This window comes from Enterobacter sp. 01-M-03-SI-ECC, from assembly GCF_047530215.1.
Taxonomy (GTDB): domain Bacteria; phylum Pseudomonadota; class Gammaproteobacteria; order Enterobacterales; family Enterobacteriaceae; genus Enterobacter; species Enterobacter chengduensis.
Genome location: NZ_JBLKDA010000001.1, coordinates 387,278 through 409,267 on the forward strand (window position 1 = coordinate 387,278; position 21,990 = coordinate 409,267).

21 protein-coding genes and 1 riboswitch are annotated in these 21,990 nt (G+C 57.3%); of the genes, 7 read left to right on the top strand and 14 right to left on the bottom strand.

Annotation, left to right across the window (positions count from 1 at the left end):
- Positions 1-2: 2 nt before the first annotated feature.
- Positions 3-803, bottom strand: a complete 801-nt coding sequence (gene thiD, locus ACMWKK_RS01805; protein WP_045328073.1) for a bifunctional hydroxymethylpyrimidine kinase/phosphomethylpyrimidine kinase — start codon at positions 801-803, stop codon at positions 3-5.
- Positions 800-1,570, bottom strand: coding sequence for a hydroxyethylthiazole kinase (gene thiM, locus ACMWKK_RS01810; RefSeq protein ID WP_045328072.1), 771 nt, complete (start codon positions 1,568-1,570; stop codon positions 800-802). Before thiM ends, thiD begins: the two co-directional genes overlap by 4 nt.
- Positions 1,571-1,605: 35 nt before the next feature.
- Positions 1,606-1,702: riboswitch (TPP riboswitch) on the bottom strand.
- 486 nt (positions 1,703-2,188) lie between these two features.
- Here thiM and ACMWKK_RS01815 point away from each other — a divergent pair.
- Both ACMWKK_RS01815 and ACMWKK_RS01820 read left to right on the top strand, forming a co-directional pair.
- A complete protein-coding gene (locus ACMWKK_RS01815) occupies positions 2,189-3,565 on the top strand; it encodes a diaminobutyrate--2-oxoglutarate transaminase (RefSeq protein ID WP_045328071.1) in 1,377 nt (458 codons plus the stop codon).
- A gap of 18 nt (positions 3,566-3,583) precedes the next feature.
- The gene (locus tag ACMWKK_RS01820) at positions 3,584-5,050 is read left to right on the top strand and encodes a pyridoxal phosphate-dependent decarboxylase family protein (protein ID WP_112779742.1); all 1,467 of its coding nucleotides are present in this window, start codon (positions 3,584-3,586) and stop codon (positions 5,048-5,050) included.
- Between the two features lie 36 nt (positions 5,051-5,086).
- On the opposite strand, the gene ACMWKK_RS01825 is transcribed toward ACMWKK_RS01820, so the two are convergent.
- From ACMWKK_RS01825 to ACMWKK_RS01840, 4 genes are all read right to left on the bottom strand, one after another.
- Positions 5,087-5,602 carry a protein disulfide oxidoreductase gene (locus ACMWKK_RS01825; RefSeq protein ID WP_112779743.1) on the bottom strand — a complete coding sequence of 172 codons (516 nt, stop codon included), beginning with the start codon at positions 5,600-5,602 and terminating at the stop codon, positions 5,087-5,089.
- Positions 5,603-5,678: 76 nt separating this feature from the next.
- Positions 5,679-7,859 carry a polysaccharide biosynthesis tyrosine autokinase gene (locus ACMWKK_RS01830; protein WP_112779744.1) on the bottom strand — a complete coding sequence of 727 codons (2,181 nt, stop codon included), beginning with the start codon at positions 7,857-7,859 and terminating at the stop codon, positions 5,679-5,681.
- Complete coding sequence (locus tag ACMWKK_RS01835) at positions 7,859-8,308, bottom strand: protein tyrosine phosphatase (RefSeq protein ID WP_112779745.1); 450 nt, start codon at positions 8,306-8,308, stop codon at positions 7,859-7,861. Before ACMWKK_RS01835 ends, ACMWKK_RS01830 begins: the two co-directional genes overlap by 1 nt.
- Positions 8,308-9,447 carry a polysaccharide export protein gene (locus ACMWKK_RS01840; protein ID WP_112779746.1) on the bottom strand — a complete coding sequence of 380 codons (1,140 nt, stop codon included), beginning with the start codon at positions 9,445-9,447 and terminating at the stop codon, positions 8,308-8,310. The genes ACMWKK_RS01835 and ACMWKK_RS01840 overlap by 1 nt, the downstream gene beginning before the upstream one ends.
- A 486-nt stretch (positions 9,448-9,933) precedes the next feature.
- Between ACMWKK_RS01840 and ACMWKK_RS01845 the strand changes: the two genes are divergently transcribed.
- Both ACMWKK_RS01845 and ACMWKK_RS01850 read left to right on the top strand, forming a co-directional pair.
- Entirely contained in the window at positions 9,934-10,266 is a 333-nt protein-coding gene (locus tag ACMWKK_RS01845; RefSeq protein WP_023336316.1) for an RcnB family protein, read from the top strand.
- A complete protein-coding gene (locus ACMWKK_RS01850) occupies positions 10,241-10,696 on the top strand; it encodes a GNAT family N-acetyltransferase (RefSeq protein WP_112779747.1) in 456 nt (151 codons plus the stop codon). Before ACMWKK_RS01845 ends, ACMWKK_RS01850 begins: the two co-directional genes overlap by 26 nt.
- Positions 10,697-10,789: 93 nt before the next feature.
- Here the strand turns inward: ACMWKK_RS01850 and apbC are convergent, their stop codons facing one another.
- Positions 10,790-11,899: an iron-sulfur cluster carrier protein ApbC gene (gene apbC, locus ACMWKK_RS01855; RefSeq protein WP_112779748.1), complete on the bottom strand. Its 1,110-nt coding sequence runs from the start codon at positions 11,897-11,899 to the stop codon at positions 10,790-10,792.
- Between the two features lie 137 nt (positions 11,900-12,036).
- On the opposite strand from apbC, the gene metG reads away from it, so the two are divergent.
- Positions 12,037-14,070, top strand: coding sequence for a methionine--tRNA ligase (gene metG, locus ACMWKK_RS01860; RefSeq protein WP_112779749.1), 2,034 nt, complete (start codon positions 12,037-12,039; stop codon positions 14,068-14,070).
- A gap of 110 nt (positions 14,071-14,180) precedes the next feature.
- Here metG and ACMWKK_RS01865 read toward each other — a convergent pair whose 3' ends face one another.
- Genes ACMWKK_RS01865 through ACMWKK_RS01875 form a run of 3 tightly spaced genes read right to left on the bottom strand, consistent with a single transcriptional unit; the run spans position 14,181 to position 17,096 of the window.
- Positions 14,181-14,651 (bottom strand): DUF1456 family protein, encoded by a 471-nt coding sequence (locus tag ACMWKK_RS01865; protein WP_008500891.1) that lies wholly within the window; start codon positions 14,649-14,651, stop codon positions 14,181-14,183.
- Between the two features lie 46 nt (positions 14,652-14,697).
- Entirely contained in the window at positions 14,698-15,417 is a 720-nt protein-coding gene (btsR, locus tag ACMWKK_RS01870; protein ID WP_112779750.1) for a two-component system response regulator BtsR, read from the bottom strand.
- Complete coding sequence (locus ACMWKK_RS01875; RefSeq protein WP_112779751.1) at positions 15,411-17,096, bottom strand: sensor histidine kinase; 1,686 nt, start codon at positions 17,094-17,096, stop codon at positions 15,411-15,413. Before ACMWKK_RS01875 ends, btsR begins: the two co-directional genes overlap by 7 nt.
- Positions 17,097-17,313: 217 nt before the next feature.
- On the opposite strand from ACMWKK_RS01875, the gene mlrA reads away from it, so the two are divergent.
- Positions 17,314-18,054 carry an HTH-type transcriptional regulator MlrA gene (gene mlrA / locus ACMWKK_RS01880; protein WP_045328060.1) on the top strand — a complete coding sequence of 247 codons (741 nt, stop codon included), beginning with the start codon at positions 17,314-17,316 and terminating at the stop codon, positions 18,052-18,054.
- Between the two features lie 69 nt (positions 18,055-18,123).
- On the top strand, positions 18,124-18,237 hold the full coding sequence (locus ACMWKK_RS01885; protein WP_008500895.1) for a protein YohO: 114 nt from the start codon (positions 18,124-18,126) through the stop codon (positions 18,235-18,237).
- On the opposite strand, the gene ACMWKK_RS01890 is transcribed toward ACMWKK_RS01885, so the two are convergent.
- Genes ACMWKK_RS01890 through ACMWKK_RS01905 form a run of 4 tightly spaced genes read right to left on the bottom strand, consistent with a single transcriptional unit; the run spans position 18,212 to position 21,963 of the window.
- Complete coding sequence (locus ACMWKK_RS01890; protein ID WP_112779752.1) at positions 18,212-18,949, bottom strand: ABC transporter permease; 738 nt, start codon at positions 18,947-18,949, stop codon at positions 18,212-18,214. The two genes, ACMWKK_RS01885 and ACMWKK_RS01890, sit on opposite strands and share 26 nt — an antisense overlap.
- On the bottom strand, positions 18,933-19,883 hold the full coding sequence (locus tag ACMWKK_RS01895) for an ABC transporter ATP-binding protein (protein WP_112779753.1): 951 nt from the start codon (positions 19,881-19,883) through the stop codon (positions 18,933-18,935). The genes ACMWKK_RS01890 and ACMWKK_RS01895 overlap by 17 nt, the downstream gene beginning before the upstream one ends.
- On the bottom strand, positions 19,876-21,033 hold the full coding sequence (locus tag ACMWKK_RS01900; RefSeq protein ID WP_112779754.1) for an ABC transporter permease: 1,158 nt from the start codon (positions 21,031-21,033) through the stop codon (positions 19,876-19,878). The genes ACMWKK_RS01895 and ACMWKK_RS01900 overlap by 8 nt, the downstream gene beginning before the upstream one ends.
- A gap of 12 nt (positions 21,034-21,045) precedes the next feature.
- Positions 21,046-21,963: an ABC transporter substrate-binding protein gene (locus tag ACMWKK_RS01905; RefSeq protein WP_032641742.1), complete on the bottom strand. Its 918-nt coding sequence runs from the start codon at positions 21,961-21,963 to the stop codon at positions 21,046-21,048.
- Positions 21,964-21,990: the final 27 nt, after the last annotated feature.

A 21,990-nucleotide genomic window follows, 5' to 3' on the forward strand; every position in this document is an offset into this window, starting at 1 on the left:
TCTTACCACCATGCATGAAAATGATGTACCGGCCCAATACCGTGACCGACCTCCAGAGTATCGGCTTTTGCCAGCGCCGCCGAGAGCCAGATTTTCGCTTCGCGCACCGCATCGGCCCAGCCGTCATGTCGTGGGCGCAGCGCCGCCAGCGCGGCAGAGAGCGTACAGCCCGTGCCGTGGGTATTTTTGGTCTGCACGCGCGGGGCGGTAAAACGCTGCTCGCCATCGCGGGTAAAAAGCCAGTCCGGGCTTTCAGCGTCGTCGAGATGACCGCCCTTCATCAGCACCGCCCCACAGCCCATCGCCAGCAGCGCGTTCCCCTGCGCTTTCATCTCGCGTTCAGTTTTCGCGTGCGTTGTGCCTAACAGCGCGGCGGCTTCCGGCAAATTAGGCGTAATGAGCGCCACCTGCGGCAGTAGCTTAGCGCGCAGCGTCGCAACGGCGGAGGCGGAGAGCAGCGGGTCGCCGCTTTTCGCCAGCATCACGGTGTCCAGCACCACGTTTTGCACCTGATACCGTTTAAGCCGTTCGGCCACCGCTTCCACAATGTCCGTCTCGGCCAGCATACCTATTTTTGTGGTGTCGATGCGCACGTCGCTGAACACCGAATCCAGCTGCGCGGCAACAAAATCCGGCTCAATACGGTAGACCGACTGCACGCCGCGCGTGTTTTGCGCCACCAGCGCGGTGATGACCGAGCAGCCGTACGCGCCAAGGGCGGAGAACGTTTTCAGGTCAGCCTGGATACCCGCACCGCCGCTGGGATCGGTGCCGGCAATGGTCAGGGCGTTAATCCGCTTCATGCCTGCTCCTCCAGCGTGTAGAGCGCGTCGAGGAACGCGCTGGCAAAACTGCCTGGCCCACGTGACTGCGCGACGGCGATCGTTCCGGCTCGTTTCATCCATCCGCAGGCGGCAGCGACGTTATCCAGCCGGTCACCCGGCAGCGAGCAGCTCGCCGCCACAACGGCAGAGAGCGCGCACCCGGTGCCCACCACGCGCGTCATCAGCGGATCGCCGCCCGTAACCGTGCGTGTACGTTGTCCGTCCGTGATGTAATCCACCTCGCCGGTGACGGCCACTACGGCATTGGTCTGGCGAGCCAGCGCTTCGGCAGCAGGCAGCGCGCTGGCGGCGGTATCGGTCGTATCGACGCCGCGCCCGCCCGCGCTCATCCCGGCAAGGGCCAGGATTTCGGACGCATTGCCGCGAATGGCGGCAGGTTTCAGGGCAAGGATCTGATGGCAAAAACGGGTGCGGAACGTCAGTGCGCCCACGGCAACCGGGTCCAGCGTCCAGGGCTTGCCGGCCGCCACCGCGCTTTCAATTGCCCGACGCATCGACTGGGCCCGCGGCGAGGTCAGCGTGCCAACGTTAATCAGCAGCGCATCGGCAATCCCGGCAAACTGTTCAGCCTCTTCTGCCTCAATCACCATGGCGGGTGACGCGCCAAGCGCCAGCAAAACGTTGGCCGTAAAGGTCTGTACGACATCGTTGGTCATACAATGGGTCAGCGGAGAACGGGTTCGGAAGTGATGTAAAACGTGTAAATCGAGCAGGTCAGGCTGCATGGTTTCGCTCCTGCCTTGCGTGAAGAAGCGATGACCGGGAAGGCATCTGACTTCCCTACGCTGGCATTATCCAGATCAGGTAATACGGGTATTTCTCAGCCTTCACGTGGAAGGGCACCCCGAGTCATGTAGTGTGAATCACGTATTTTTTTCAGCTTAGGGGAAGTGACCTGGCGATGCAACCCCGCCATGGGACTGTCGCGCTAATCTGCCGTTCATTCACATTTTGACTCTCGCGCTTAAACGGGACACTGTTGGTATTTATTCGCTTCTAAAGCGGGAAAAAATGGACGGTGTGCTGAAAGCGAAGCGGTAGGGCTGAGAATAGAACCTTTAAGGCGTATTGATGGCACGATTTGTCACACTCTTTTTTGGGCATTTACAGTCCATCAATAATTCGCGTAACGTTTTGTTTTTAATTGTCATAAAGGACAATTTCTTGCGCTGTAAAGTTAATATTTCCTCCCCCGTGTGCCTCGTCACAAAACAGTAAACAAATTAACCATTGAGCCCCGTGGCAAAAGGCTCTATATTGGCGGCGTTTTTTTCAGGCCCCATCTGTTTTTTAACTTTTTATTCAATCGTGGCTCATAACGAAGCGGCGGTTGTAGGAGTGATATGATGACGGATAAAGTCCGTATTGACACCGTAGATGCCCACAAAAGCAACGAAACCTATCTGGCCCGTCAGGCCGAGTTTGAATCTAACGTCAGGAGTTATCCGCGCAAGCTGCCTTTAGCGATCACTAAAGCAGAAGGCGTGTGGATCACCGATGCAGACAATAAAGAATACCTTGACTGTTTAGCAGGTGCAGGGACCCTTGCGCTTGGCCACAACCATCCTGATGTGCTGAAAAGCATCCAAAATGTCATTACCAGCGGCTTGCCGTTACATACCCTGGATCTGACAACGCCTCTGAAAGACGCGTTTTCTGAATACCTGCTCTCTCTGCTGCCTGGTCAGGGCAAAGAGTACTGCCTGCAGTTCACCGGCCCATCCGGCGCTGACGCCGTTGAAGCGGCGCTGAAGCTGGCGAAAAAAGTGACCGGCCGTAGCGGTATCATCAGCTTCTCTGGTGGTTACCACGGTATGACCCACGGCGCACTGTCCGTTACCGGCAACCTGTCTCCGAAAGAAGCGGTTGACGGTATGATGCCAGAAGTGCAGTTCATGCCTTATCCGCACGAATACCGCTGCCCGCTGGGTATCGGTGGCGAAGCGGGCGTGAAGGCGCTGACTTACTACTTCGATAACCTGATCAACGACGTTGAAAGCGGCGTACGTAAACCTGCTGCGGTCATTCTGGAAGCGGTCCAGGGCGAAGGCGGCGTGAACCCGGCTCCGGCTGAGTGGCTGCAGCGCATCCGTAAAGTGACTCAGGAACACGGCATTCTGCTGATCCTCGACGAAGTTCAGGCTGGCTTTGCGCGTACCGGTAAATTCTTCGCCTTCGAACACGCGGGCATCGAGCCAGACATCATCGTGATGTCTAAAGCCGTCGGTGGCGGTCTGCCGCTCGCCGTGCTCGGTATCAAGAAGCAGTTCGACGCATGGGCGCCAGGTCACCACACCGGTACCTTCCGCGGCAACCAGCTGGCGATGGCAACCGGTCTGACGACGCTGAAAATCCTGAAAGATCAGAACATCGCGGGCAAAGTGGCTGCGCAGGGCGAGTGGCTTAAGGGCCAGCTGAAAGAGATGGCGAAACGCTATCCTGTGATTGGCCACGTTCGCGGTCTGGGCATGATGATCGGTATTGAGATCGTCAAGCCACATGAAGCCGCTGACCACATGGGCTGCTTCCCGGGCGACGGCGAGCTGTCTGCGCTGATCCAGAAGAAGTGCTTCGAAAATGGTCTGATTCTGGAACGTGGTGGCCGTAACGGTATCGTACTGCGCCTGCTGCCTTCACTGCTGATCAGCGACGATGAGCTGAAAGTGTTCCTGGATAAATTCGAGCAGGCGCTGCTTGCTGCGGGCGTTCGCCCGGCGTAACCGGAGTTATTGATTACGATGTCTGATTCAAACCCAATTTTGTTCTCCTCTGCGCAGAGCATTGACGCTTACCAGCAGGCGATTGAACAAAGCACTCAGGCTGTGATGCAGTGGCTGAAGCAGCCTGAGATGTACCAGGGCAAAACGGTCGCGGAACTGCGCGACCGTATTAAGCTGGATTTCAACCCGAAAGGGCTGGGTAACGAAGCGGCGATTGAACGCGCCGTGGAGTTCTTCCTGAAAGACAGCTTGTCCGTTCATCACCCGCAGTGTGTGGCGCACCTGCACTGCCCAAGCCTGGTGGTAAGCCAGGCGGCGGAAGTGCTGATCAACGCCACCAACCAGAGTATGGACTCCTGGGATCAAAGCCCGTCCGCAACCATTATCGAGATCAAACTGATCGAGTGGCTGCGTACCCGCGTGGGTTATCAGGCCGGCGACGCAGGTGTCTTCACCAGCGGTGGTACTCAGAGCAACCTGATGGGCCTGATGCTGGCTCGCGATGCGTTCTTTGCGCGCCAGGGTCACTCCGTTCAGCAGGATGGCCTGGTGGGCGATCTGCGTAAAATTCGCGTGCTGTGCTCCGAAAACGCGCACTTCTCCGTGCAGAAAAACATGGCGCTGATGGGTCTGGGCTACCAGTCCGTGGTGCAGGTGAAAACGGACGAATTCTCCCGTATGGATCTGTCCGATCTGGCGGCGAAAATTGAACAGTGCAATGCGAACGGTGAACAGATTCTGGCGATCGTCGCGACGGCAGGTACCACCGATGCGGGTGCTATCGATCCGCTGCGTGCGATTGCAGAACTGGCCGCGAAGCAGAACATCTGGGTACACGTAGATGCGGCCTGGGGCGGCGCGCTGCTGATGTCCGAGCAGTATCGTCATTACCTGGACGGCATTGAGCTGGTGGATTCCGTCACCCTGGACTTCCACAAACAGTTCTTCCAGACCATCAGCTGCGGCGCGTTCCTGCTGAAAGAAGCGCGCCACTATGAGCTGATGCGCTATCAGGCGGCGTACCTGAACTCTGAGTTTGACGAAGAAGCGGGCGTGCCTAACCTGGTGTCTAAATCTCTGCAGACCACCCGTCGTTTTGACGCGCTGAAGCTGTGGATGAGCCTGGAAGCACTGGGGCAAGAGCAATACGCGGCGATCATCGATCACGGCGTAACGCTGGCGCAGCAGGTTGCAGCCTACGTGAAAGAGCAGCCTGCTCTGGAACTGGTTATGCAGCCGCAGCTGGCAAGCGTGCTGTTCCGCTTCCGTGGCCAGGTGCAGATGGACGATGCGGGTATCGCCCTGCTGAACCAGAAAATTGGTGATGCTCTGCTGGAATCCGGCCGTGCGAACGTCGGCGTGACCGAGCATAACGGCGTGACCTGCCTGAAGCTGACGCTGCTGAACCCAACCGTGACGCTGGAAGATATTAAAATCCTGCTGTCTCTGGTTGAGCGCACCGCGCAGGAAGTTCTGGCGAAGTAATCCAACACCCCTCTTCCGCCGGGAGAGGGGTGATTTTTATATCCCTGCCCACCACATTCTGGCTTTTAATCCCCAGTAGCTCGTCCAGCCCGTCGTGGTGCTGACCACATTACCCTCCGATACAATGACCAGCGTTGGCGTGACGCTCACCTGCCACTTCTGCGACAGCGCACCGTTCTCATCGTTTATCATCGGCATACGCAGGCTTTTCTTCTCGACCCAGCGGGCCAGCTTCGCATCATCGCCGGAGCGCATGGCGATGCTGATGACGTTCCCGCCCTCTTCTGCCAGCTTATTAACCGAAGGCGTCGTGTAGCGGCAAATGCTGCACCAGGTGGCCCAGACGTAAATCAGCAGCGGGCGCTCCTGGCTGAGCGCCGCGATATCGTGAATTTTGCCGTCAATGCTTTGCATCGGTGTGGCACTAAAGCTGGCGGGAAGCGTCGGTTTCCGATATTGATCAACACCCCACGCCACGGCCAGCGTCAGCAGAACGAGTATGATCCCTTCCCGCACCCAGCGGCGCAGTCGACTGATTTTGCTGTTATCCATTGTGACCTCATGTTTTAACGAAGGTCATCTTAACGGGCAAAACGCCACCATGCTGTAAAGAAGTGTCGCGCCAGCTTTACTCCCGGGTGTAGCCGTAGTCGTAATGGCTATACCCCGAGTTGTAATAGAGCGCAGCCGATTTCACGATATCATTAAGGATCGCGCCATTCACCTGCACACCCATTTGCGCCAGACGCTTCAGGCAGTTCTCGATCTCCTTGACGCTGGTTTTACCAAATCGGGCGACCAGCAGCGTGGTGGCCGCTGCTCTGGCTACCAACAAGGCATCCGTTACGGCAAGCACGGGTGGAGTATCGACAATGACGATGTCATAACGTTTGTCTATCTCCGACATCATGTTCTTGAAGCGTTCACTCATAAGCAGCTCAACGGGATGTGAAGGTTGGGGTCCGCAGGTCAATACATCAAAACCGCCTTTCTCGACGCGTTGAATCGCCTCCTGCCACTCAACATCACCTTCGAGCACGCTGGATAATCCCTGATGATTGCTCAGTTTGAAAACATTGTGGACATACCCCTTACGCATATCCGCATCAATAAACAGCACTCGCTGTCCGGCCTGAGCGGCAATCGACGCCAGTGACGTACTGACCAGCGTCTTTCCGCAGTCCTGCGTGGGTCCAGACACCACCACGGTCCGGTTTGCGGCATCCATCATGGTAAAATGCAGGCTGGTGCGCAGCCCGCGTACCGCCTCGACAAACATATCTGCCGGACGGTCGACGGGCAGAAACGGTATGTTCGACGTCCTGTGCTTCCAGTGGGAAGCAAACAGGTTTCTCCTGCGCAGGTGCGTTTTTTTCCACAGCCACACCGAGCGCGGGAGCGTCGCCAGGAGCGGTATCCCCTGAACTTCCAGCTGTTCAGACGAGGTAATACCTCGCTTAAAGGCTGAGCGCACTAAAACCGTTCCGGCAGAGAGCATCAACCCCACCACCATACCCAGTATAATAATGGGCGCTTTGCGCGGCTTGATTGGGACTGACTGCGTCACGGCCGGATCGATAATCCGCACGTTGCCGATAGCGCTGGAGCGCGAGATACTCAGCTCTTGCTGACGCGTCAGCAACTGCAGGTAGATGGTTCGTCCGGATTCAACGTCGCGACTCAGGCGTAATATCTCCTGCTGCGTGGAAGGCATGGACGAGACGCGGTTGTTCAGACGCGCACGCTCCCGCTCCAGCGTCTGTTTCTTCTCCCGTAATGCACGATAGGTAGGATGGTCCTTTTTGAAAAGCTGGGAAACTTCGGCTTCGCGGAACGTCAGCTCGTTAAGCTGATTCTCCACGTTGACCACCTGATCAAGGACTGACTTCGCCTCCAGAGATAAGTCGACGGAATCGCGCTGCTCTCTGTAGGCATTCAGACGCGCTTCGGCTTCATCCAGTTCTCGACTGATCTTAGGTAGCTGCCCCTGTAAAAACGTGAGGCTGCGGGAATCTTTCGCTTCCTGGCGCGCAATGTTCTGGCTGAGATAATTTTCAGCAATCGTATTCAGCACCGTGGCGATCTTGCCAGGGTCTTCACCGGTTAACGTTAATGCAATCATACCGCTCTGTTTCGCCGACTCCACAACCGTAAGCCTGTCCTGAATGGCGTTGATCGCGTCGAGCCTTGAAACGGTTTGGAGGGTTAACTGGGCGCCGGGTTCCGCACTGAGAGAGGTCACCAGAAGCGATATTCCGTCTTTGACCAGCATTTTCCCGACAACGCCCTCTGCCGTAAGCGTTTTACCTTCAAGACGATACCGCCCTTGCTCCTGTACGGTGAGTAAAAGCGTTTGCGGCTTACCGTCAAGAAGAGGAATGGTCAGCGCGCCAATCGTAATTGTATCGGGTTTACGGCCCTGCACCTTTTCCCACAACGACCCGATGACAGGGAATACGCGTCGCTTAACGATGGTCGTCAGGCCAAGCTGATCAACGGTCTCTCCCAGGATCATTCGTGATTTAAGGAGTAACAGTTCTGGCGCGACGTCTGGCGAGAGATCGGACTCGAAAGGGGTCAGGTTCTTGAGCAGCGAATTATTCTGCTTTGCTTCAACCTGTACCAGGGCATCCGCCTGATAAACTGGCGTGGTGCTGAACGCGTAGATCCCCGCACATGCCGTGAGCAGGAGCGTGACACACGCAATCATCACACGGTGATCAAACATCTCAGCAAGCAGCTGAAGAAGATCGATCTCATTATTCTGCGGCGTCGCAGCACTATATTTTTCTGATTTTGAAGACGACATTACTGCTTTATTCCTTGTTGACTCAAACGACGAGCCCATTCCCGACTGGCTTTTCCTAATTGCTCGAAAACATATTCATAGGCTTCGCGACTTTTGCGATACGGGTCGGGAATGTCCCTGGTTTCCAGCCATTGTCCAAAGAGCAGCGATTTTCCCCGGTTCTCCGGGGCCATTGTGGCGATGAAACGGAGGTGTTCCGGCTCCATCACCAGAATCAAATCGGACTTTTGCAACAGGCTACGCGTCACCTTGCGGGCAATATGTCCCTCCAGCGAAACGCCATGACGCCAGGCAACAGCCTGCGCAGCCGCGTCCGCCGGGTGTCCTTCGAGCCCAAAAATACCTGCTGAGGTCACCTGTTTGCCGGGTAGTTGCTGACGCAACAGCCGCTCACCAATCGGTGAGCGGCAAACATTGCCGGTGCAGACCACTAAGATCGACTGGAACATTACTGCGGCCACGATCTGATGTAACGAACGGTTTCGGTCAGGTCATGGACGCCGCTGATGGTTGGCACCAGCTGGGCGATCACGCGATTCCAGCGCGACAACGGTGCGGTCGTCACGTAGACAATGTCATACGGTTCAAGCTGGAATTCCGTGCCCAGTACCATGGCTGACGCATCTTCCGCATTCAGTTGATAGATGTTGGCAATTTTGCCCGTGTCGCCTTTTTGAGATACCTGCCGAATGACAAAAATGCCGGTTGCATCGGCCATATTTTGGTTGAGCCCCCCGGCATTGCCCAGCGCTTCAGCCAGCGTCATGCCGCTGCGATCCATCTTAAGCGTGCTCTGCTTAACCACCTCGCCCATGACGAACACTTTCAGCGCGTCGTTGCGAGGAATAAACAGGATATCGCCCGGATAAAGCAGCTTATTCTGCGTCAAATCGCCATGCTGCATCAGCGCGTAGAGCGAAAGGCGTGAGTCATGGCCATCGTGCGTCAGCACGACGTTACGCCAGTCAGCATCCGCAGAAAGACCGCCAGCGGCGTTGACCGCATCCATCACCGTCAGCGGAATATTGGTTATCGGTTGTTGCCCCGATTTTTCGACCTCTCCGGTGACGTAGGCTTTTTGCGAGCGGAAGGCGGCGATACTGACGTCCACCTGCGGGCTCTCAATGACTTTATCCAGTCGAGCCGTAATCTCTTCCCGTACCTGTGAAACCGTTTTTCCCGCCACCCGCAGCTTGCCGATGTAGGGATAAAAGAGCGTACCATCGGCGTTGACCCAGTTGCCGGCATCGCTCGCGCTACGGTATTGGCCTGCAGGCGTCGTTAATTCAGGATGATCCCAGACGGTGACCGTCAGGATGTCACCCGTGCCAATACGGTATTCCCAGTTTTTGATCTGTTCATCCAGAGTAGGATTTGCCTGAGATTTCGACACGGTCGGACGCAGCTTTTCAATCAATCCCGGCGTCAGTGGGTAAATCTCCACGCGCTTATCAAGCTGATAATTAACCTCTTCCGTCGCAATGACTTTTTTCCCGGATACACTCAAGTTCTGGCCAGGAGAAAATACACATCCTGTTAACTGGCTAACAGTAAGAAATAACAGCGAAAATGCAGTTGTACTTTTCATTTATATAAATATTTCTTTTTAACGTTGCGTTTATCGGCAAGCCTGCAAAACCAACTAAGCTAACTTTATGAAATTTAATTGATTATTATTCTGCAGTATGAAATTCTGACATTGCGAAACGTGACTAAACCGCTTTCTGAAACACAAAGTCAATACTCGACCTTGTACTAAAACGGAAGCAAGCGCGCTTCATTCGAAGACAATATTAAATCTTCTTCCGAGGGAAAGCATTCGCATAGATGTCCAATTTTGACAGAGAAAGTTATTTTCAGAATTGATTAATGAAATAATAAATATTAAAAATACAAACCAAGAACAATATTCATGGCAGTGATAAACATCACCCAATTCGACTACACAAAACCGTCCAGTTTTGTTACATTTTTTTTCAAACATACCCTGCGTTGATACTTAAAATGGACTGTCTGCTCCGCTTTGCATGACCCGCAGACAAAAAGTATCCGTAACGATATCACTGGAGAAAAAATGGCTAAGCGTAAATTGCTGCTTCTGGGTGTATTACTGTCTCTGGCGGGCTCCGCATTCGCTGCCCCGCAAACCGCCGCTGCGCCATCCGGCATCAAGGCCTATGAAGAACAAGAGTTCATCGCTGACTTCACGAAATTCAAGATTGGCGACACGGCGCCGGCGCAGTATCAAACGCCGGAGTACACCATCAAACAGTACCAGCTGCGTAACCTGCCGGCTCCGGATGCCGGAACCCACTGGACCTACATGGGTGAAAACTATGTGCTGATCGGCGATGCAGACGGCAAAATCTACAAAGCTTACAATGGAGATATTTTCTATCACCGCTAACTCGGTTCTGATTCGCCCCTGGCAGGAAAGTGACCGCCCTTTCCTGCGCACGCTCTATCTCCGCGCGCGGCGTGAAGCCTGGCCATGGCTGGACAGCGCGGACTGGCAGCTTGAAGATTTTGACGCGGCAACCCGTGACGAAGTGATTTGGGTGGCTGTTCAGAACGGTCACCGCCTGGGTTTTGCCTCCGTCTGGACGAACGATAATTTCCTGCACAACCTCTTTGTGGACCCGCAGTATCAAAGGCTCGGGGTCGGGCAGTTGCTTCTCGAGCAGGTTCAGAAGACGTTTACCAGTACGGGTTCGCTTAAGTGTCTGGTGAAGAATGCGCGGGCTGTTGCGTTTTACCAGCGTCACGGCTGGCACATTGAGGCGACGGGTGATTCTCCGGACGGAGAGTATTATTTGATGCACTATCGGCTTGGGTAAAGTCAGGTGGCGCTTCGCTTACCTGACCTACAACACCGTATTTCGTAGGCCGGGTAAGGCGAAGCCGCCACCCGGCACTCAGGCGCAGAGGAATTACACCGCGCGGAAGGCGATTTCGCCCGGAATGATTTCGCCCTGCCAGTAAAGCTGCGCCGCAACGCGTCCCGCCAGCTGACGATACATTTCTGCAAATTCGCTGTCCGGACGGCTGACGACCGTCGGCTTTCCGCTGTCCAGATCTTCACGCAGGGTAATGTGCAGCGGCATCTGACCCAGCAGCTGGGTGTGATACTTCGCGGCCAGTTTTTCTGCGCCACCCGTACCGAAGATAGGTTCGTGGTACCCGCAGTTGCTGCAGATGTGCACGCTCATGTTCTCAACGATACCGAGCACCGGCACTTCCACCTTCTCGAACATCACGATGCCTTTTTTGGCGTCGATCAGCGCGATATCCTGCGGCGTAGTCACCACGACGGCGCCCGTCACCGGAATGTTCTGCGCCAGCGTGAGCTGAATGTCACCGGTTCCCGGCGGCATATCGAGCACCAGATAATCCAGATCCGGCCACATCGTCTCCTGCAGCATCTGCAGCAGCGCCTTGCTGGCCATTGGGCCGCGCCAGACCATGGCGTTATCGTCAGTCACCAGGTAACCGATGGAGTTGGTCGCCAGACCGTGCGCCATGATTGGCGCCATGTGGGTGCCGTCCGGCGAGGTTGGACGCTGGTTTTCCGCGCCCAGCATGTTCGGAATAGATGGACCGTAGATATCCGCATCCAGAATACCGACCTTTGCCCCTTCCGCTGCCAGCGCCAGCGCCAGGTTAACAGCGGTAGAGGATTTCCCGACCCCGCCCTTGCCCGAGCTGACGGCAATGATGTTTTTCACGCCGTTCACGCCAGGCTGATTTTTCACGCGTTTCAGCGTGGCGATGCTGTGGCTCAGCTTCCAGTCGATTGCCTTCGCACCGGTAATGCGCAGCAGCTCAGCGCTGGTCTGCTCTTTCAGCGCGTCAAAGGCGCTTGTCCAGACGAACGGCATCTGCAGCTCAACGTGCAGCGTGTCGTCGAGCCAGGCAACGTGGTGTAACGCTTTCAGCGTCGTAAGATTGTGCTTCAGGGTTGGATGCTGAAAGTTAGCCAGCGTCCCGGCGACCATTGCTCGTAAGGCTTCCGGTGATTTGGCCTGGGATTGAGAACTCATCCCGACTCCTTTGTTCTTGTGAATAAGACCTTAGATGAACAAGTTTACCTGAAAGGCCGTGCTTTGTGCTTACTTAATAATGCCCCTTTTGGTAATATCAAAAACCCTTTTCACAGTTAAAAGAAGTAATGCCTACTATGACTCAAGTCGCGAAGAAAATTCTGGTAACGTGCGCGCTGCCGTACGCCAACGGCTCAATCCACCTCGGCCACATGCTGGAGCATATCCAGGCTGATGTCTGGGTCCGTTACCAGCGAATGCGCGGCCACGAGGTTAATTTCATCTGTGCGGACGATGCTCACGGCACGCCGATCATGCTGAAAGCGCAGCAGCTGGGCATTTCCCCGGAGCAGATGATTGCCGAAATGAGTCAGGAGCATCAGACTGATTTTGCTGGCTTTGACATCAGCTATGACAACTATCACTCCACCCACAGCGACGAGAACCGCGAGCTGTCGGAGCTGATCTACACGCGTCTAAAAGAGAACGGTTTTATCAAAAACCGCACCATCTCCCAGCTGTACGATCCGGAAAAAGGCATGTTCCTGCCGGACCGTTTCGTCAAAGGCACCTGCCCGAAATGTAAATCCGCGGATCAGTACGGCGATAACTGCGAAGTGTGCGGCGCAACCTACAGCCCGACCGAGCTTATCGAACCGAAATCCGTGGTATCCGGTGCCACCCCTGTGATGCGTGACTCCGAGCACTTCTTCTTCGACCTGCCGTCCTTCAGCGAAATGCTGCAGGCGTGGACCCGCAGCGGCGCGCTGCAGGAGCAGGTGGCGAACAAGATGCAGGAGTGGTTCGAATCCGGTCTGCAGCAGTGGGATATCTCCCGCGATGCGCCGTACTTCGGCTTCGAAATCCCGAACGCGCCGGGCAAATACTTCTACGTCTGGCTGGACGCGCCAATCGGCTACATGGGCTCCTTCAAGAACCTGTGCGACAAGCGTGGCGACGCCGTGAGCTTCGACGAATACTGGAAGAAAGATTCCACCGCCGAGCTGTACCACTTCATCGGTAAAGACATCGTCTACTTCCACAGCCTGTTCTGGCCGGCGATGCTGGAAGGCAGCAGCTTCCGCAAGCCAACCAACCTGTTCGTACACGGCTACGTAACGGTGAACGGCGCGAAGATGTCCAAGTCCCGCGGAACGTTCATTAAGGCCAGCACCTGGCTGAACCACTTCGACGCGGACAGCCTGCGCTACTACTACACCGCGAAGCTCTCTTCCCGCATCGACGATATCGACCTGAACCTGGAAGATTTCGTGCAGCGCGTGAATGCGGACATCGTCAACAAGGTGGTGAACCTGGCGTCCCGTAACGCGGGCTTTATCGCCAAGCGTTTTGACGGCGTGCTTTCTGCCGAACTGGCCGATCCTGAGCTGTATAAAACCTTCACCGACGCCGCCGCTGCGGTTGGCGAAGCCTGGGAAAGCCGTGAATTCGGTAAAGCGATCCGTGAAATCATGGCGCTGGCCGACGTGGCCAACCGCTATGTGGACGAACAGGCACCGTGGGTGGTCGCGAAACAGGAAGGCCGCGATGCCGACCTGCAGGCGATCTGCACCATGGGTCTGAACATGTTCCGCGTGCTGATGACCTGGCTGAAGCCGGTGCTGCCGCAGCTGGCAGCCCGTGCTGAAGCATTCCTGAACACCGAGCTGACCTGGGATGCCATCCAGCAGCCGCTGCTCGGCCACAAGGTGAATACCTTCAAGGCGCTGTACAACCGCATCGAGATGAAGCAGGTTGAAGCCCTGGTAGAAGCGTCTAAAGAAGAGGTGAAGGCGGCTGCGGCTCCGGTGACCGGCCCGCTGGCGGACGATCCGATTCAGGAAACCATCACCTTTGATGATTTCGCTAAAGTCGACCTGCGCGTGGCGCTGATTGAAAACGCGGAATTCGTGGAAGGCTCCGACAAGCTGCTGCGCCTGACGCTGGATCTGGGCGGCGAGAAGCGTAACGTCTTCTCCGGCATCCGTTCAGCCTACCCGGACCCGCAGGTGCTGATTGGTCGTCAGACCGTGATGGTGGCGAACCTGGCGCCGCGCAAAATGCGCTTTGGCATCTCTGAGGGGATGGTGATGGCCGCAGGCCCTGGCGGGAAAGATATCTTCCTGCTAAGCCCTGACGAAGGCGCGAAGCCGGGTCAGCAGGTGAAATAATGAAAAAGCCGGAGATTATCTCCGGCTTTTTTTTGCCCGGCGACACTACGCCTGCACGGGCCTACGGGTTTTGTAGGCCGGGTAAGGCGAAGCCGCCACCCGGCTAAACATCACGCCTTCGGGTGATGCACCCGGTGGGTCAGCCCGCGCAGGAAATTACGCAGAAACTGGTCGCCGCACTCGCGGTAGTTTTTATGATCCGGCGCGCGCATCATGGCGGTCACTTCCGGCACGGATACGCGGAATTTTTGCTCGGTCATGATCGCCACGATATCGTCCGTTTTCAGCGAGAACGCGATACGCAGCTTTTTCAGCACCGTGTTGTTGTTCACCCGACGCTCCAGCGCCAGCTCTGGTGCGGCCGGATCTTTGCCACGCTTATCGTAAATCAGGCCGTTCAGGAAACCCGACAGAATGATGTCAGGGCAGCGGACAAAGCCCTCTTCGTCTTCTTTGGTCATCCACGTGTCAAAACTCGCAGACGTGGATTCCATATCGGACAGCGCAAGAATGCGCACCATGTCGTTATTGTTCGCTTTCAGGGTGTAGCGCAGGCTACGAAGAATATCGTTACTTAGCATAGAGCCTTCGAATGTCGATGATGCAATGGCGCGCAGTGTACCAGCTTTACAGCCCAATCGCCTCTTTCAAACTCTTCAGGTAGCGACGGCTGACGGGTACCGTTTGTCCGGCACGCAGCACCAGCTCGGCCTGGCCGTTATCCTCCAGGCGGATCTCCTTCAGGTGCGCCATATTCACCAGGTACTGACGGTGACAGCGAATCAGCGGCGTGCGGCTCTCCAGCGTGCGCAGCGTCAGCTCGGTAAACCCTTCGTTTCCCTCCGCGCTGGTGACAAACACCCCGCTAAGGCGGCTGCTGACAAATGCCACGTCATCCATCTGCAGAAGATAAATCCGGCTGTGCCCGGTGCACGGGATAAATTTCAGCGGCTGCTGGTTTTCGGGCAGCAGCGTGACGTCCTGGGCGGTGCGCTCCTGGCGTAAACGGGCGAGCGTTTTTTCCAGACGCTTCTCTTCAATCGGCTTGAGCAGATAGTCAAACGCGTGCTCCTCGAAGGCCTTAACGGCATATTCGTCGAACGCCGTCAGAAAGACGATGTAGGGGCGATGCGCCGGGTCAAGCATGCCGACCATCTCCAGCCCGCTGATGCGGGGCATTTGAATGTCGAGGAACAGCACGTCCGGGCGCAGTTTGTGCACCGCGCCGATGGCCTCAATGGCGTTCGCGCACTCTCCTACAACCTCAATATCCGGCTGCTCCTGCAGCAGAACGCGCAGATTTTCCCGTGCCAGCGGCTCGTCATCCACAATCAGCACTCTTAACATGCGTTTTCCTCCAGCGGCAGTCGTACGGTAATACGGGTAAATCGGTCTGGCTCACAGGCGACGGTAATACCGCAGTCGTCACCAAAATGGGCGCGCAGGCGTTTATCCACCAGGCTCATCCCTAAACCGCCGGAGGCGGAAGGCTGATAAAGCCCGGCATTATCTTCAATATCCAGCACCAGATGGTGGTTAAAACGGCTGGCGGCAATGGTTATCTCCCCTGTTCCCAGAAGCTGTGACGTACCGTGCTTGATGGCATTTTCCACAATAGGCTGCAGGGTAAAGGCCGGAAGATGCTGGTATGCCAGCTCGTCCGGCACGGAGAGCGACACCTGCAGGCGCGACTGGAAACGCGCCTGCTCAATCTGCAGATAGGCATTTACGTGCTCAATCTCATCGGCGAGGGTGACGATCTCCGACGGCCGCTTCAGGTTCTTGCGGAAAAAGGTCGAGAGAAACTGCACCAGCTGCGCGGCCTGATCGCTGTCGCGGCGGATCACCGCTTTGAGCGTGTTGAGGGCATTAAACAGGAAGTGCGGATTAACCTGGGCATGCAGTAGCTTAATTTCTGACTGCGTCAGCAGGGCTTTCTGCCGCTCATACTGCCCGGCGAGAATTTGCGCGGAGAGCAGCTGGGCAATCCCCTCCCCCAGGGTGCGGTTGATAGAGCTGAACAGACGGTTTTTCGCCTCATACAGCTTGATGGTGCCCATCACCCGCTGGTTTTCCCCACGCAGCGGAATAACCAGCGTGGAGCCCAGCTTGCACTGCGGATACAGCGAACAGCGGTAAGGCACCTCGTTTCCGTCGGCATACACCACCTCACCGGTTTCAATCGCGCGCAGCGTGTAGGCTGAGGAGATCGGTTTACCCGGCAGATGGTGATCGTCTCCGGTCCCGGTAAAGGCCAGCAGCCGCTCGCGGTCGGTGATGGCCACCGCGCCGATATCCAGCTCCTTGTAGAGCACCTGCGCCACCTTCATGCTGTTCTCTTCGTTGAACCCCTGGCGCAGGATCCCTTCGGTTGAGGCGGCGACCTTCAGCGCCGTGGCGGAAAAGGCCGAGGTGTACTTCTCAAACATGGCACGTTTATCGAGCAGAATGCGCATAAACAGCGCCGCGCCGACGGTGTTGGTGACCATCATCGGGGCGGCAATGCTGCTGACCAGGTGCAGCGCATCGTCAAACGGACGGGCAATGAGCAGAATGATCGCCATCTGCGCCATTTCGGCGACAAAGGTAATCGCCCCCGCGGTGATTGGGCTGAAGACTTTGTCCGGGCGGCCGCGCTTGATCATATAGCTGTGAACCAGCCCGCCGAGCAGACCTTCGACGATCGTGGAGATCATGCAGCTGAGCGCCGTCATGCCGCCCATCGAGTAGCGGTGCAGCCCGCCCGTCAGGCCGACCAGCCCACCCACGACGGGGCCACCGAGCAGCCCGCCCATGACCGCGCCTATCGCGCGCGTGTTGGCAATGGAGTCTTCGATATGAAGACCGAAATAGGTCCCCATAATGCAAAAAATAGAGAAGGTGACGTAGCAAAGCAGCTTGTGCGGTAAACGAACGGTAACCTGCATCAGCGGAATAAACAGGCGCGTTTTGCTCATCAGCCAGGCAATAACCAGAAACACGCACATCTGCTGAAGCAACAGCAGCACCAGATTAAACTCGTACATACTCAAAACCGCACACGCTAAAAACGCGTAACATACACTGATGCGGGTTTACTTTCTTTGAAGCATCCCAAAAAAGCGCAAAATCGTGTCCGTTATCACACCTTTTTCAGAACATCGCATACGCTTCGCATTCTTTGTGCAAAAAACAATCAATCCTTCCTGGTTCAGCAAAGTGGGTCTACAGTTAAGCTGGGGACGCGTAAGCCAGGGGGCGAATATGGCGCTTTACACAATCGGTGAAGTGGCACTCCTTTGTGATATCAATCCCGTTACCCTACGGGCGTGGCAGCGACGATACGGATTACTCAAGCCGCAAAGAACGGACGGCGGGCATCGCCTTTTCAATGAGGCCGACATCGACCGCATCCGCGAAATTAAAAGCTGGATCGACAACGGGGTGCAGGTCGGCAAAGTGAAGTCCCTGCTGAGTCACGACGACCCGGCTACGCAACACCTCTGGCGTGAACAGCAGGAAACCCTGCTCCGGCTCCTGCAGGCGGGCAACCTGCAGCGCCTGCGGGGGTGGATAAAAGAGCAGGGCCGCGATTATCCGGCCCAGACGCTGATCTCCCATCTTTTTATTCCGCTCCGTCGACGCCTGCAGTGCCAGCAGTCCACCCTGCAGGCGCTGCTGAGCATGCTCGACGGGGTGCTGATCAACTACATCGCCGTCTGCCTTGCCTCGGCGAAGAACAAAGCCGGAAAAGATGCGCTGGTGGTCGGCTGGAACGTGCACGATACCACCCGCCTGTGGCTGGAAGCGTGGATTGCCACCCAGAAGGGCTGGCGCGTGGACGTTCTGGCGCACTCGCTGGCGCAGCTTAAGCCTGAGTTTTTCGACGGCCAGACCCTGCTGGTCTGGTGCGGGGAAGTGCCCTCCGCCACGCAGCAACAGCTGCTGACGGAGTGGCGTGAGAATGGCTACCCGGTTTACTCCCTTGGCCCGGAAGAGCCATAACGGCATTTAATGGTTCATTAACAGCTGCGCTTCACCGTATAATTGTTCCGTTAACAACAGGAGCACATGATGAAGGCAACCAAACTGGCCATTATTACCCTTTTTGTTCTGATGGCCGTAAGCGGTATCGGCGGCGTAATGCTGGCAGGATACTCGTTTATCGTTCGCGGCGGTGTCGGCTGAGGGAGAGCGCCAGCCGCTCAAAAGCGCGGTCTACAACGATGGCCGCCAGCGCGACCAGCACCGCCCCCTGCACAATATAAGCCGTATTAAACCCGCTCAGGCCGATAATAATTGGCGTTCCCAGCGTATTGGCGCCGACCGTCGACGCAATGGTCGCCGTCCCGATGTTAATAATCACCGACGTGCGGATCCCGGCAACGATCACCGGTGCCGCAAGCGGCAGTTCAACCTTGCGCAGCCGCTGGCCGCGACTCATCCCCATCCCTTCCGCCACGCTCAGCACGGACGACGGTACCGCCGCGATGCCCGCCAGCGTGCCCTGCAGCACCGGCAAAACGCCGTATAAAATCAACGCAATGATGGCCGGCTGCTGGCCAAATCCCATCACCGGCACCGCAATCGCCAGCACCGCCACCGGCGGAAACGTCTGACCAATGGCCGCTATTGTCTCTACCAGCGGACGAAACTCCTTTCCCGCAGGCCGCGTGACCGCGATGCCCGCCCCAACGCCCAGCACAACCGCGATGGCGCTTGAGAGCGCCACCAGCCAAAGATGCGCCAGGGCGAGATTAATAAAGCTCTCCTGCTGATACACCGGCCGCGGCAGCCCGGGAAAGAGGCTGTTAAACAGCGCCGCGCTGTGGGGCATCAGAAACAGTAAGGCGACAAACAGCGCTATCAGCCAGAGGAGCGGATCACGCAGTGCCTTCACGCGTCACCTCCCCGGCCAGCAGATCGCGAAAGTGTAAGGTACCGCACGGCGCGCCCCGGGCATCCGAAACGGGCAACACCTCGCACTGCCGCGCGACAAACGCGGAGAGCGCATCCCGCAGGCTCATCTGTTCCTGCAGCGGTTCGCCGCTCAGCGTCACCGCCTCACGGCGCATATAGTCGCTCACCGTCCGCAAGGAGAGCAGCCTGACGCCCAGCTCGCTGCGGCCAAAAAACTCGCGCACAAAGTCGTTCTTCGGCCAGGTTAACAGCTCAAGCGGCGAGCCCTGCTGCACTACCTCGCCATGATCCATCAGCACAAGATGGTCGGCCAGGCGCAGGGCTTCATCAATATCGTGCGTCACGAGAACGATGGTGCGTCCGAGAATACGGTGAATGCGGGTCATCTCGGCCTGCAGCGCACCGCGCGTAACCGGATCCAGCGCGCCAAAAGGCTCATCCATCAGCAGCACCTGCGGGTTGGCCGCCAGCGCGCGCGCCACGCCCACGCGCTGCTGCTGGCCACCGGATAACTGATGCGGATAGCGGTCGCGCAGCGCGGGCTCGAGCCCCAGCAGAGACATCAGCTCATCAATCCGATCGGCAATTTTTGCCCGCGACCATTTCTCCAGCTGCAGCACGGTGGCGATGTTTTGCGCCACCGTCCAGTGGGGGAACAGGCCGATGGACTGAATGGCATAGCCCATCCGGCGGCGCAGCTCCAGCACCGGCAGGCTGCGGATCTCCTCTCCGGCAAAGCGGATCAGACCGCTGTCGTGCTCCACCAGACGGTTGATCATCTTCAGCGTGGTCGATTTTCCGGAACCGGAGGTGCCGATCAGCACGGAAAAGGCGCCCTCGGCAAAGTTCAGGTTCAGGTGGCTCGCCGCCGGACGACCGGCAAAGGTTTTACTGACATCATGAAATTCAATCATTGGCGCTTCTCCTGAGCAACGCGAGCCATAAGGCAAACAGCGCGTCGACGACAACCGCCAGCGCGATCGTGGGCACTACGCCCAAAAGCACAAGGTCGAGGGCGCTGCTCAGCAGCCCCTGGAACACCAGCGCGCCAAAGCCGCCCGCGCCAATCAGCGCGGCAATTACCGCCATGCCGACGGTCTGGACCGCCACCACCCGCAGGCTGCGCAGCAGCAGGGGCAGCGCCAGCGGCAGCTGAATCTTCCAGAAACACTGCCGGGCGCTCATTCCCATCGCATGGGCGGTTTCCAGCACGTCCGGCGCGACCTGGCCTAATCCCGCAACCACGCCGCGCACCAGCGGCAGCAGCGCGTACAGCACCAGCGCGATCAGGGCGGGCGTGAGCCCCGTTCCGGCTATGCCCAGCGTTCCCAGCACCGGAACAGCCTTCACCAGCCCGGCCAGGGGCGCAATCAGCAGGCCAAACAGCGCAACGGAGGGAATGGTCTGGATGACGTTGAGCACGGCAAAGACTCCGCCCTGACGTGAAGGATGGCGATAGCACCACATGCCGAGCGGTATCCCGAGCAGGAGCGCCGGAAAGAGCGTGCCGAAGAGGATCGTCAGGTGTTGCGCCAGGGCATCATCAAACACCTCCTGACGGTTGGCGTACTCTTTTAACAGCGAGAGATTGTTCAGCTCCCCGCTGAACAGCAGGAATAATGGAATACACCATATCTGCGCATTGAGCACCCAGCGCCAGACGGAACTGGCGATAAGTCGACGAATAGCATCGCTGCAGGCCAGCAGGCAGAGCGCCAGCCACAGCCACAGTCCGCTGCCTATGGTGGTTCTCGCCAGCGGACTTTCCGCCGACGCCATATGCGTCGCCGCCAGCCCGGCACTCCAGAACAGGATGACAAACAGCCCTTCAGAGAGGATCAGCGTCAGCCACTGCGCCGGGCGCCCCTGCCAGAGCGACAGGATGACCCACGCGCCCAGCGATGCCGCCAGCCACCCCGGCGTAAACGACCAGACCTGCCAGAGCGCTTTGCCCTCCCCCGACATCAGGCGGTTTGGGGCAACGTTGACAAACGGTAACGCGACCGCCGCGATGGCCACGCAGGCCAACAGCAGCAGGACGCGGTTATGACATTTTATTGGCACAGCCCTTTCCCGTTACTTCACAAGCCCTTGTTGTTTCAGGAAGTCGGCGGCCACTTTTTTGGCATCCAGTCCCTCGACGGCAATGCTGGCATTCAGCTGCTGCAGCGTTTTTTCATCCAGCTTTTCGAAAACCGGCTTGAGCCAGTCGGCAATCTCCGGATGGGCTTTCAACACCGCCTCACGCACGACCGGGGTCGGGGCGTAAATCGGCTGCACGCCTTTTGGATCGGTCAGGGTTTGCAGGCCAAGCGCCGCCACCGGGCCGTCGGTGCCGTAGGCCATAGCCGCGTTAACGCCCGAGGTTTGCTGCGCCGCCGCCTTGATGGTCACCGCGGTATCCCCGCCCGCCAGCGAGAGCAATTGCGCCTGGTCGAGCTTGAAGTCGTAGGCTTTTTCAAACGCCGGGAGCGCGTCAGGACGTTCGATAAACTCCGCGGACGCGGCAAGCTTAAAGTCGCCCTTCTCTTTCAGATAGCGGCTGAGATCCGCAAGCGTAGTCAGCTTGCCTTTCTCCGCCACGTCCTTGCGCACGGCGATAGTCCAGGTGTTGTTGGCCGGAGCCGGAGTCAGCCAGACCAGCTTGTTCTGTTCCGCGTCGAGTTTTTTGACTTTCTCATACCCGGCTTTGGCGTTTTTCCATGCCGGATCGTTTTCTTGTTTGAAGAAGAACGCGCCGTTGCCGGTGTATTCCGGGTAGATATCCAGTTCGCCGGAGGTAATCGCCCCGCGCACCACGGGCGTGGTGCCCAGCTGAACCTTATTGACGGTTTTTACGCCGTGGCTTTCCAGCACCTGCAGGATGATATTGCCGAGCAGCGCGCCTTCGGTATCGATCTTGGAGCCCACTTTTACCGGCTCCGCCGCCTGCAGCGGCAGGCTGAGCGCCGCAAGTAACGCTGCCGAAACGGCCATCCCCGTTTTAATCGTCATTCCGCTATCCTCATTTTTTTATCGCCT

Excerpts from the sequence above, each read along its gene's own strand:
- ACMWKK_RS01905 (WP_032641742.1), bottom strand. The coding sequence starts at position 21,963 with ATGACGATTAAAACGGGGATGGCCGTTTCGGCAGCGTTACTTGCGGCG.
- ACMWKK_RS01830 (WP_112779744.1), bottom strand. The coding sequence starts at position 7,859 with ATGTCGTCTTCAAAATCAGAAAAATATAGTGCTGCGACGCCGCAGAAT.
- apbC (WP_112779748.1), bottom strand. The coding sequence starts at position 11,899 with ATGAGTTCTCAATCCCAGGCCAAATCACCGGAAGCCTTACGAGCAATG.
- ACMWKK_RS01850 (WP_112779747.1), top strand. The coding sequence starts at position 10,241 with ATGGAGATATTTTCTATCACCGCTAACTCGGTTCTGATTCGCCCCTGG.
- ACMWKK_RS01825 (WP_112779743.1), bottom strand. The coding sequence starts at position 5,602 with ATGGATAACAGCAAAATCAGTCGACTGCGCCGCTGGGTGCGGGAAGGG.
- ACMWKK_RS01885 (WP_008500895.1), top strand. The coding sequence starts at position 18,124 with ATGAAGGCAACCAAACTGGCCATTATTACCCTTTTTGTTCTGATGGCC.
- btsR (WP_112779750.1), bottom strand. The coding sequence starts at position 15,417 with ATGTTAAGAGTGCTGATTGTGGATGACGAGCCGCTGGCACGGGAAAAT.
- mlrA (WP_045328060.1), top strand. The coding sequence starts at position 17,314 with ATGGCGCTTTACACAATCGGTGAAGTGGCACTCCTTTGTGATATCAAT.
- thiM (WP_045328072.1), bottom strand. The coding sequence starts at position 1,570 with ATGCAGCCTGACCTGCTCGATTTACACGTTTTACATCACTTCCGAACC.
- ACMWKK_RS01865 (WP_008500891.1), bottom strand. The coding sequence starts at position 14,651 with ATGCTAAGTAACGATATTCTTCGTAGCCTGCGCTACACCCTGAAAGCG.
- thiD (WP_045328073.1), bottom strand. The coding sequence starts at position 803 with ATGAAGCGGATTAACGCCCTGACCATTGCCGGCACCGATCCCAGCGGC.
- metG (WP_112779749.1), top strand. The coding sequence starts at position 12,037 with ATGACTCAAGTCGCGAAGAAAATTCTGGTAACGTGCGCGCTGCCGTAC.
- ACMWKK_RS01840 (WP_112779746.1), bottom strand. The coding sequence starts at position 9,447 with ATGAAAAGTACAACTGCATTTTCGCTGTTATTTCTTACTGTTAGCCAG.
- ACMWKK_RS01875 (WP_112779751.1), bottom strand. The coding sequence starts at position 17,096 with ATGTACGAGTTTAATCTGGTGCTGCTGTTGCTTCAGCAGATGTGCGTG.
- ACMWKK_RS01815 (WP_045328071.1), top strand. The coding sequence starts at position 2,189 with ATGATGACGGATAAAGTCCGTATTGACACCGTAGATGCCCACAAAAGC.
- ACMWKK_RS01835 (WP_112779745.1), bottom strand. The coding sequence starts at position 8,308 with ATGTTCCAGTCGATCTTAGTGGTCTGCACCGGCAATGTTTGCCGCTCA.
- ACMWKK_RS01895 (WP_112779753.1), bottom strand. The coding sequence starts at position 19,883 with ATGATTGAATTTCATGATGTCAGTAAAACCTTTGCCGGTCGTCCGGCG.
- ACMWKK_RS01845 (WP_023336316.1), top strand. The coding sequence starts at position 9,934 with ATGGCTAAGCGTAAATTGCTGCTTCTGGGTGTATTACTGTCTCTGGCG.
- ACMWKK_RS01820 (WP_112779742.1), top strand. The coding sequence starts at position 3,584 with ATGTCTGATTCAAACCCAATTTTGTTCTCCTCTGCGCAGAGCATTGAC.